Below are 10034 nucleotides of genomic sequence, written 5' to 3' on the forward strand. Positions count from 1 at the left end.
CAGAGCCGCCTGGCCGGCTCGCGACGGCGCTCGTCGGCCTGCTCACGCAAACGGAGATCGAGAGCCTGCGCGCTCGGATCGAGCGGCTGCTGACCGAACGCCGCTTTCCGGTCCCGTCCGGCGACTGGCCGCCTATCCCCTGGCCGCCGTTCTGAGCGGCTCCGGCAAGAGGACTGTCCAGGCGGCGCCTCGCGATCCACGCGCCCCAGCCCCGCTCTTGATCCACGTTCTTCTTGCCGGTCGCTCTTATGGCAATTGGGCCCGTCTGACACGGACCCAGCTACGCTGACACGCATGCAATCCTGGCCGGCCCCCGCACGCTCTCGGCTTCCCGGCCGAGGATTCCCGCTCCGGGTTTTCGACACGGCCACCGGATCGGTGCGCCCGCTCGCGGCCGGGCCGACAGCCCGTATGTACGTCTGTGGGATCACCCCGTACGACGCGACGCATCTCGGGCACGCGTTCACCTACCTTACCTACGATCTCCTTGCGCGGGTCCTCCTGGACGCCGGCCACGACGTTCGCTATGTCCAGAACGTCACCGACGTCGACGACCCGCTGTTCGAACGCGCCAGGCGGGACAACCAGGACTGGCGGGAGATCGCCCGAAGCCAGATCGACCTGTTCCGGACGGACATGGCCGCGCTGCGCATCCTGCCACCAACGGCATATGTGGGAGCGGTCGAGTCGATTCCGCTGGTCATCGAACTCATCGAGAAACTGCGCGGCCGTGACGCCACCTACGAGGTGGACCGGGACATCTATTTCCCGATCGGGGCGGCTCCCCATTTCGGCGAGATCTCCCATCTGAGCCACGACATGATGGTCGACCGGGCGGCCGGCAATGGTGGCGATCCCGGCCGCCCCGGCAAGCGGAATCCGCTCGACCCCCTGCTGTGGCGGGCGGAGCGCCCTGGTGAGCCGGCATGGCCGTCGCCGTTCGGGCCGGGCAGGCCGGGCTGGCACATCGAGTGCGCCGCGATCGCCCTGGCCCATCTGGGGGAGCGGATCGACATCCAGGGCGGTGGTACGGACCTGATGTTTCCGCACCACGAATGCGGCGTTGCCCACGCGGAGGTGGCCAGCGGTGTCCGGCCGTTCGCGCGTACCCATGTGCACACCGCCATGGTCCACCTTGACGGTCACAAGATGTCGAAGTCGAGAGGGAACCTGGAGTTCGTGTCCCGGCTGCTGGTCCGTGGCGTGCCACCGGCGGTGATCCGGATCGCGCTCCTCGGCCACCGGCACACGGCCGAGTGGGAGTGGGCTCCCTCGCTCCTGGGCCTCGCCCGCGAGCGGCTGGTTCGCTGGCAAGCCGCGATCGGTCACGAGCGTGGCCCGGATACCCGGCCGCTGCTCGACGACGTGCGCCGGCACCTGGCCGATGACCTCGACGCGCCGTCCGCCGTCGCCGCTGTCGACCGCTGGGCGGGCGCCGCGCTCAGCACGGGAGGCGATGACCCGCAGGCCCCCGCTCTGGCGCATGCAATCATCGACTCGTTACTCGGGGTGGACGTTGAGCCGATCATGGCTGGAGGAAGTTCAGTTTGATGGGTGCCGACTACCGCCGGGCCGACACCGGCACCGACGCCGAACGGCCGAGGTTCGATGAGGTGGCGCGGGGTTATGATCCACGTCAGGTTGAGGAGTACCTGGCCACGCTGTGGCGGTATGCCAGCCAGGTGACGCGGCGGGCGGCTGCGGCCGAGGCGGCGCTGCAGGCTGACCGCCGCCGCCGCGAGGACGAGACGCGCCTGCCTGACCGCTTCGCCGCGCAGGCAGGCGGGCGGATCGGTCTCATGCTGACCATCGCCCAGCAGGAAGCAGACGAGATCGTCACAGGCGCCCGCAGCATCGCGGAGCAGGCGCTGGAGGAGGCGGTCGAGGACGCCGCCGCCAACCACCCGATCGTACGCAAGGCTCGTGAGCAAGCGGACAAACTGCTCCTCGACGCGGTCGAGGAGTCACGCCAGCGTGCCCGGCAACGCTGCGAGGAGATCGAGACGCAGATCGAGCGGGTGTCGGGAATCCTCGAGGGGCTACGGCACCAGCAGGGCGAGGTGCTCGGCGCGCTGCTGCGCGTGCGGAGCCTGATGGGCTCCGGTGAGATCGACCGTGCGGTCATGGACCTGGCTCGCGCCGGGACGACGGCCGCTACCGGGCCCGCGCAGCCGTCCGAGCAACCCGGAGCATATATGCCGACGGAGGTGCACAGCGCGGACCAAGGCGTGACGTACAGTCATAGCGCCCATGAACCCGTGGCGCATAAGCATCCGGCCGGCGGCTCGGCACCGGAGGCGGCCGGGGGCGGTGCCGGAGCCAGCTTCTTCATCCGGGCATCGACTACAGCGAGTAGCACCCGGCCGGCGTACCGCGGCGAAGACGACATCATCGATGCTGAGATCGTCGAGGAGTAGTCACTGGCCCCGCCGCCGCAGGTACCGTTCGAACTCACGGGCGATCGCGTCCCCGCTGGCTTCCGGCAGCTCGGTCTCGGGCTCCCTCGACTCCAGCGCGCGGACGTATTCGGCAACCTCGCTGTCGCCCGCGGCGAGCTCATCCACCTGGCGTTCCCACGCCCGGGCCCGCTCGGCCAGGTCACCCAGAGGGATCTCCATGTCCAGCAGGTCCTCGACCCGCCGTAGCAGGGCCAGCGTCGCCTTCGGGCACGGCGGGTTCGCCACGTAATGGGGGACAGCGGCCCAGAAGGACACCGACGCGAGCTCGGCGCGGGCACATGCCTCCGCGAACACCCCGACGATGCCCGTGGCGCCTTCGTACTTCGACGGCTCCAGCCGGAGACGGGCAGCGGTGGCCGGGTCCCCGGCGGTGCCGCTGATCGGCACCGGGCGGGTGTGCGGAGAATCCGCGAGCAACGCGCCGAGACTGATCACCATCTCGCTGCCGAGCGCGTGGACCGCCTCGATCAGCTCCTCGGTGAAACCCCGCCAGCGCATGTTCGGCTCGAGACCACGGATCAGGACCAGATCGTTGTCACCACGGTCGAGACGGGCGACCGACAGGCGTGTCGTCGGCCAGGAGATCTTGCGCGACGCGCCGTCGATCCCACTCACCGTGGGACGGTTGACCTGGAAGTCATAGTAGTCATCCGGATCAATGGCACCGATCACCGTCGCGTCGAATGCCGATTCCAGATGTTCGACAGCCGCGGACGACGCGTCCGCGGCATCGTTCCACCCCTCGAAGGCAGCCACTACGATCGGCGACCTTAGCTGCCCGACACCGGAGAACTCGATCACCTGCCACCTCCTGCCGCCCCGCGGCGGCCCACTGCCCCCGTGACAGTGCAACGGTACGTCCTACGTTGGTACGTGCCGGTGGTTCCTTGCGACCCGCTGTCCCAGCAATACCCGCTGCCCGGCCCGGCCCGCCTCGCCCCGCCGGGCGACAGGCCGCGACCGCGCCGGCCACATGGCTGGTAATCCGGACAAACCCGATGATGGCCATGAGTCACCAGCGCGATCGGCACGGGCACTACCGGTACGCTTTCCTGGTGCGAGAAGACCTGCTGTCCGCCTTGGCTGAGCGTGTGCTGGTAGCTGACGGCGCCATGGGAACGATGCTGCAGGCCGCTGATCTCAGCCTCGACGATTTCGAGAACCACGAGGGCTGTAACGAGATTCTGAACGTGACCCGTCCAGATGTGGTGCGGGCAGTACACGACGCCTACTTCGCTGTCGGGTGTGACGCAGTCGAGACGAACACGTTCGGAGCTAACCTCGCCAATCTCGGAGAGTACGGCATCGCTGACCGTATCGGGGAACTGGCCGAGACCGGCGCCCGGATCGCCCGTGAAGCCGCCGACTTCTGGAGCACGGCCGGCCATCCCCGGTTCGTCCTCGGCTCGGTGGGCCCTGGGACGAAGCTGCCCACGCTGGGACACATCACGTTCCCACCGCTGCGGGACGCCTATCAGCGGCAGGTCGCCGGGTTACTCGCGGGGGGCGTCGACGCCGTCCTGGTGGAGACCGCGCAGGACCTCCTGCAGGCAAAAGCGGCGATCATCGGGGCGCGCCGCGCGATGGCCGCCGCCGGCCGGCAGGTCGCCCTCATCGCGCAGGTCACCGTGGAACTGACCGGGACGATGCTGCTCGGTTCAGAGATCGCCGCCGCGCTCACGGCGCTTGAGCCGCTCGGCATCGACCTGATCGGTCTGAACTGCGCGACCGGGCCGGCCGAGATGAGCGAACACCTGCGTCACCTGGCCCAGCACGCCCGGGCCGGGCTCTCGGTCATGCCGAACGCCGGTCTGCCGGTGCTCGGCCGCGACGGCGCCACCTACCCGCTGACCCCGGCCGAGCTCGCGGACGCGCTGGACACCTTCACCCGTGACTACGGCGCCGTGCTGGTCGGCGGCTGCTGCGGGACCACGCCCGAACACCTGCGCCAGGTCGTCGAGCGGCTCTCCGGCCGGGGCGTGGCCCCACGGCGGCCAGCCCCTGAAGCCGCCGCGGCATCGCTGTACCAGGCTGTGCCGCTGCGCCAGGACACCTCGGTGCTGATGGTGGGCGAACGCACCAACACCAACGGTTCCAGGGCCTTCCGCGAGGCGTTGATCGACGGCCGATGGGACGACATCATCGAGATCGCCCGCACCGCCATCCGCGAGGGCGCACACATGATCGACGTCTGTGTCGACTACGTCGGCAGGGACGGCAGCATCGACATGCGGGAGGTCGCCGGCCGCTACGCCACCGCATCCACACTGCCGGTGATGCTCGACTCCACCGAGCCCGCGGTTATCGAGGCGGGGCTGGAATGCCTCGGCGGGCGCTCGGTGGTGAACTCGGTCAACTTCGAGGACGGCGCGGGGCCAGGGTCCCGCATCGCCACCGTCATGCCGATCATTCGCGAACACGGCGCGGCCGTTGTGGCGCTGTGTATCGACGAGGAGGGCCAGGCCCGCACGGTCGAGTGGAAGGTGCGGGTGGCCGAACGTCTGATCACCTACCTGACCGGGCAGTGGGGGATGCGCGAGTCCGACATCCTCATCGACGCGTTGACCTTCACCCTCGGCACTGGGCAGGAGGAGTCACGCGGTGACGGAGTCGCCACCATCGACGCGATCCGCGAGATCAAACGGCGCCACCCCGACGTGCAAACCATCCTCGGGCTGTCCAACATCTCCTTCGGTCTGAAGCCGGCCGCCCGGGTGGTGCTCAACTCGGTGTTCCTGGCCGAGTGCGTCGACGCCGGGCTGGACGCGGCGATCGTGCACGCCTCAAAGATCCTGCCGATGTCACGCATCCCGGATGAGCAGCGTGCGGTCGCGCTCGATCTGGTCTACGACCGGCGTCGGGACGGCTACAACCCGCTGACCAGCTTTCTGGACCTGTTCGCCGGTGTCGACAGCGGCGGAGACGGGCCGAGCCGGGCCGAGGAACTGGCCGCCCTGCCGCTGGACGAGCGGCTCAAGCAGCGGATCATCGATGGTGAGCGGACCGGCCTGGAAGCCGATCTCGACGAGGCGATGCGGTCGCGCGACCCATTGGCGATCATCAATGACACCCTGCTCGACGGCATGAAGGTCGTCGGCGACCTGTTCGGCTCCGGCCAGATGCAGCTGCCGTTCGTCCTGCAGTCCGCGGAGGTCATGAAGGCCGCGGTCGCCCACCTCGAGCCGCACATGGAGAAGACCGACAGCCGCGGCAAGGGCACGCTGGTACTGGCCACGGTCAAGGGCGACGTCCACGACATCGGCAAGAACCTGGTGGACATCATCCTGTCGAACAACGGTTACACCGTGATCAATCTCGGGATCAAACAGCCGATCAGCGCGATCCTGGACGCGGCGGCGGAGCACGCCGCCGACGCCATCGGCATGTCCGGGCTGTTGGTGAAGTCAACCGTGGTCATGAAGGAGAACCTCGCGGAGATGAACGCCCGCGGGGTGGCGGCCACCTGGCCGGTGCTGCTCGGTGGTGCCGCGCTCACCCGTGCCTACGTCGAGGCGGACCTGGCCCAGCTGTACGAGGGCGACGTCCGTTACGCCCGGGACGCCTTCGAGGGACTGGCCCTCATGGACACGATCATGGCGGCCAAACGGGGCGAGGCGCCGCCACTCGCGGACGACCCGCACCTGGCGCACCGCCGCGCCCGCCGGGAGCGCACCGAACGGATCAAGGCCACGCGGGCCGCGGCCCGCGGGGGAGAGCCCGTGGCCGAGCTGCCGCCCCGCTCGGACGTGGCCACCGACAACCCCATACCGGTGCCGCCGTTCTGGGGGGACCGGATCGTCAGGGGCATCCCGCTGGCCGACTACGCCTCCTTCCTGGACGAGCGGGCGACCTTCCTCGGCCAGTGGGGGCTGCGCGGCACCCGTGGCGGCGAAGGAGCGTCCTACGAGGAGCTGGTGGAGACCGAGGGACGTCCTCGGCTGCGGATGTGGCTGGACCGCATCGCCTCCGAGCGGATGCTGGAGGCCGCCGTCGTGTACGGCTATTTCCCGTGCGTCAGCAAGGGTGAGGACCTGATCGTCCTGTCCGGCGACGGTACGGAGCGGGCCCGTTTCGCCTTCCCTCGCCAGCGTCGGGACCGCCGGTTGTGCCTGGCTGACTTCTACCGGCCGGAGGAGTCCGGCGAGGTGGACGTCGTCCCGTTCATGATTGTGACGATGGGGAGACGGATCAGTGAGGTCGCGGCCGAGCTGTTCGCCGCCAACTCCTACCGCGAGTACCTGGAGCTGCACGGGCTCTCGGTCCAGCTCACCGAGGCGCTGACCGAGTACTGGCACAAGCGGGTCCGGGCCGAGCTGCTGCTGCCGGATGGCACACCCACCGGTGCCGCCGACGCGGGCGAGCTGGCCGCCGTCTTCCGGCAGGGCTACCGCGGGTCCCGCTACTCCTTCGGCTACCCGGCCTGCCCCGACCTGGAGCAGCAGGCCGGGGTGTTCGAGCTGCTGCGGCCGGGACGGGTCGGCGTGGCGCTGTCCGAGGAGTTCCAGCTCGTGCCGGAACAGTCCACCTCCGCGATCATCGCGCACCATCCCGAGGCAAAGTACTTCGCGGCCTGACACGGCCTGACACGACCTGATATTCAGGTCAGATGAACGTTGACGATGGTGTTGCGGCCGTCCTGTTCGACATGGACGGCCTGCTGGTCGACACCGAGCCACTGTGGACGGTGGCCGAGCACGAGCTGGCGGAACGCCTCGGCGCCCGGTTCACCCCCGAGATCAAGGCCGCGATGATCGGGCACGGCGTCGACACCGCCCTGCCGCTGATGCTGTCGATGCTCGGAGTGCCCGACGCCGACCCGCACGCGGCCGCCCGCTTCCTGATCGAGCGGACCGCCGAGCTGCTTGGTGAGCCCGACCGGATCGTCCCGATGCCGGGTTCCATCGCGCTGCTGGACACGCTGGCTGGCGCGGGGATCCCGACCGCGCTGGTGTCGTCGTCGTTCCGCGTGCTGATGGATCCCGTCCTCGCCGTGATCGGCCTGGACCGGTTCGCGGTGACGGTCGCCGGGGACGAGGTGAACCTGCGCAAGCCGCATCCCGAGCCGTACCTGACGGCGGCCGGGCTGCTGGGCGTGGCACCACACCGCTGTGTGGTCCTCGAGGACAGCGAGGCCGGCGCCCGTGCCGGCATCGACGCGGGCTGCGCGACCGTTCTCGTCCCGTCGTTCCCGATGGCCGCGCCGTCAGTGGTCACCGCCCGGTCGACCGTGCTGTCGAGTCTGCACGAAGTCACCGTGGGCCTGCTCGGCGGGCTGGTCGCGCCGCCAGCTGGAAAATCACGACTTTTTATGGACAAATAACCCTATACTTGATCTATGCTGTCCCTACCTCGCTTAACGGATATGGCGACCGGTTTCCGCGCGCTCGCCCTCGCGATATTCACGATCGGGCTGCTCCCGCTCGCCCTGGTCGCGACCATACTGCCAGCCGCCCGGCCCGCCGCGGCCTTGACGGTGGGGCCGGTGGACATAAGCGGTTCCGCACCGATTCTTGTCAACACGCCGGCACTGCTGCCAGCGCTTCCGATCCCCTACACATCGCCGCACCCGACTGCCTGCGCGGATGGCAGCCTCAGCTGCGTCGACACCACAATAAGCAATATGATTAATCGATTCACGCCGCTGGCCGCTGGATGCGCCCACAGCGCCGTCTTCTCGCTCGCCTATCTGCGTACGACCGAGGAATACCGGCGAGCCGCGGCCCAGCCCGGATTCTTCGCCGACGTCGCCTATGTGACCACCGAGGACACAATGTTCGCGGGGGAGTACTTCGACGCCTACGACGCCTGGGCCCGCGGCGACATCGCACAGGTGCCACGCGCGTGGCAGATCGCCTTCGATGCCGCGGACACCTCCGCGGTGTCCGGTGCCGGTGACCTTCTTCTTGGCATGAACGCCCATGTCAACCGCGATCTGCCATATGTACTGGCCGCGCTGGGCCTGGTCACGCCGGATGGCGCGAGCCGCAAACCAGATCATGACAAGGTCAACGTCTTCCTCAACCAGGTCGTGGAACCGCTGCTGGACGAACTGGCGGCCCGGTTCGACCCGTCGACCAACGATCTGTCCACTCCGCTCGGGATCAGCTGGACGGCGCTCATGCAGATTCTGGAGACATGGCGAGAGTCCGCGTGGACGAACGCCGAGCGGCTCGTCAGAGCGCAGACTCCGCAGGACTGGGCAACCGTGGCCAATCAGATCGAGGCCACGGCGGCGACGACAGCCGCCACCGTCAAGGCGACCTACGCGTACCATCCGCCCCTGACCAGCAGCACCAGCCGCGATTCCTACTGCGCCGTCCATCACGGCTGACCCCGTCGCTCTGGGCTGATTGCGCTGCCTGGCTGGTTGCGACACCTGGTGCACGGGGGTGGGACACGCAGTTGCGCGGATGTCGGAGAATCCGTGTAGAGGTCCGTATGACATGGGGGACGGTGTTGCGCAGTGTCTGTCTTAAATCAGTCCGGATCGAATCACTCCGCGGAGGCGGGTGACATAGGTGACCGTGGCGGAGCCGCGATCGGTCAGGGCCACACCACCGAACAGGCCACGGCTCCTCCGCTGTTGGACAGCTTGAGTGAGGTTGTGTTCCGGACCGACGCGCAGGGCCGCTGGACCTACCTCAATCAGGCCTGGACGACGCTGACCGGGTTCGAGATCGAGGCCAGCCTCGGCACCGGTTTCCTGGAGTACGTCCATCCAGACGAAGTGGAGCACACCATCGCGCTGTTCATGGCGGTGGTCGAGGGCGGAGCCGATCACTGCCATCATGAGACCCGGTACCGCACCCGGGACGGAAGCTACCGGTGGGTGCAGATACGGGCCAGCGTTCAGCGCGGCCCCGACGGCGAAGTGATCGGCAACGTCGGGACGATCATAGACACCACCGGCGCTCGAGCCGGCTCGGTGGCGATCGGTGAGCACAATGCCATGCTGGAGCTGGTCTCCCAGAATCTCCGGCTCGACGGGGTGCCGGTAGGGGTGATCATCTATGATCATACCCTGCGGATAGCGCGCAGCTCCCTGGTGGTCAACCAGCTTCTTGGTGTCCCGCAGGATTGCGGCGACCCGCTCCAGCAGCTCGTTGACCTCCTGCGGCCGAGCGACAACAAGGGGCAGACGCTGGGGGGCGACTGGGGGATGGTTGCGGTCGCGCTGCAAACCAGCATGCCTCAACTCGGTGACTTCGACCTGATCCACGGTGCTGGAACAGGCCGGTCACTGCGGCTGTCAGTGATCCCGTTCTCCTATCAGGAGAAGATCGCGCTGGCAGTCATCTTCTCGGACGTCAGCGACCTGCGCAGGGCTGAGCGCCACCAGGCGGGTCTGGCTCTGCTGGGTCAGCACGCGCTGTCCGGTCTCGATCTGCCGGCCCTGCTCGTCAAGGCCGGCGAACTGGTCACGTCGACCCTGGATGTCACGCTGTGCGATCTCCTCGAAACCGAGGAGGCCGCGGACGGCGAAGCCAGGATGACCGCCCGGGTATCCCTCGGCCGGCCAGCGGGCGCGCGATCCCTCGGCTCATTGCCAGCTGCCCCGACATCACTGCTTGGCCC

General features: G+C 68.4%; 7 protein-coding genes. 6 read left to right on the forward strand and 1 reads right to left on the reverse strand.

The window, feature by feature from the left end:
• The first annotated feature begins 294 nt into the window (after positions 1-294).
• Together mshC and MJ783_RS16130 are read left to right on the forward strand one after the other, a co-directional pair.
• Positions 295-1551: a cysteine--1-D-myo-inosityl 2-amino-2-deoxy-alpha-D-glucopyranoside ligase gene (mshC, locus tag MJ783_RS16125; protein WP_239311266.1), complete on the forward strand. Its 1257-nt coding sequence runs from the start codon at positions 295-297 to the stop codon at positions 1549-1551.
• A complete protein-coding gene (locus MJ783_RS16130) occupies positions 1551-2417 on the forward strand; it encodes a hypothetical protein (protein WP_239311267.1) in 867 nt (288 codons plus the stop codon). The genes mshC and MJ783_RS16130 overlap by 1 nt, the downstream gene beginning before the upstream one ends.
• On the opposite strand, the gene MJ783_RS16135 is transcribed toward MJ783_RS16130, so the two are convergent.
• Positions 2418-3260 carry a PAC2 family protein gene (locus MJ783_RS16135; RefSeq protein ID WP_239311268.1) on the reverse strand — a complete coding sequence of 281 codons (843 nt, stop codon included), beginning with the start codon at positions 3258-3260 and terminating at the stop codon, positions 2418-2420.
• A 206-nt stretch (positions 3261-3466) separates the two neighbouring features.
• Here MJ783_RS16135 and metH point away from each other — a divergent pair, with 206 nt between their 5' ends.
• The 4 genes from metH to MJ783_RS16155 all read left to right on the forward strand — a co-directional run.
• Complete coding sequence (gene metH, locus MJ783_RS16140) at positions 3467-7033, forward strand: methionine synthase (protein ID WP_239404972.1); 3567 nt, start codon at positions 3467-3469, stop codon at positions 7031-7033.
• 32 nt (positions 7034-7065) lie between these two features.
• Positions 7066-7779 (forward strand): HAD family phosphatase, encoded by a 714-nt coding sequence (locus MJ783_RS16145; RefSeq protein ID WP_239311270.1) that lies wholly within the window; start codon positions 7066-7068, stop codon positions 7777-7779.
• A gap of 42 nt (positions 7780-7821) precedes the next feature.
• Complete coding sequence (locus MJ783_RS16150; protein WP_239311271.1) at positions 7822-8790, forward strand: DUF5995 family protein; 969 nt, start codon at positions 7822-7824, stop codon at positions 8788-8790.
• Between the two features lie 132 nt (positions 8791-8922).
• The coding region (locus tag MJ783_RS16155; protein ID WP_239311272.1) for a PAS domain-containing protein at positions 8923-10034 on the forward strand (1112 nt) is incomplete at its 3' end.

Source organism: Protofrankia sp. Cj3 (assembly GCF_917627355.1).
Lineage (GTDB): Bacteria > Actinomycetota > Actinomycetes > Frankiales > Frankiaceae > Protofrankia.

Coding starts and splice junctions, on each gene's coding strand:
- metH (WP_239404972.1), top strand. CDS start 3,467: ATGAGTCACCAGCGCGATCGGCACGGGCACTACCGGTACGCTTTCCTG.
- MJ783_RS16150 (WP_239311271.1), top strand. CDS start 7,822: ATGGCGACCGGTTTCCGCGCGCTCGCCCTCGCGATATTCACGATCGGG.
- MJ783_RS16130 (WP_239311267.1), top strand. CDS start 1,551: ATGGGTGCCGACTACCGCCGGGCCGACACCGGCACCGACGCCGAACGG.
- mshC (WP_239311266.1), top strand. CDS start 295: ATGCAATCCTGGCCGGCCCCCGCACGCTCTCGGCTTCCCGGCCGAGGA.
- MJ783_RS16145 (WP_239311270.1), top strand. CDS start 7,066: ATGAACGTTGACGATGGTGTTGCGGCCGTCCTGTTCGACATGGACGGC.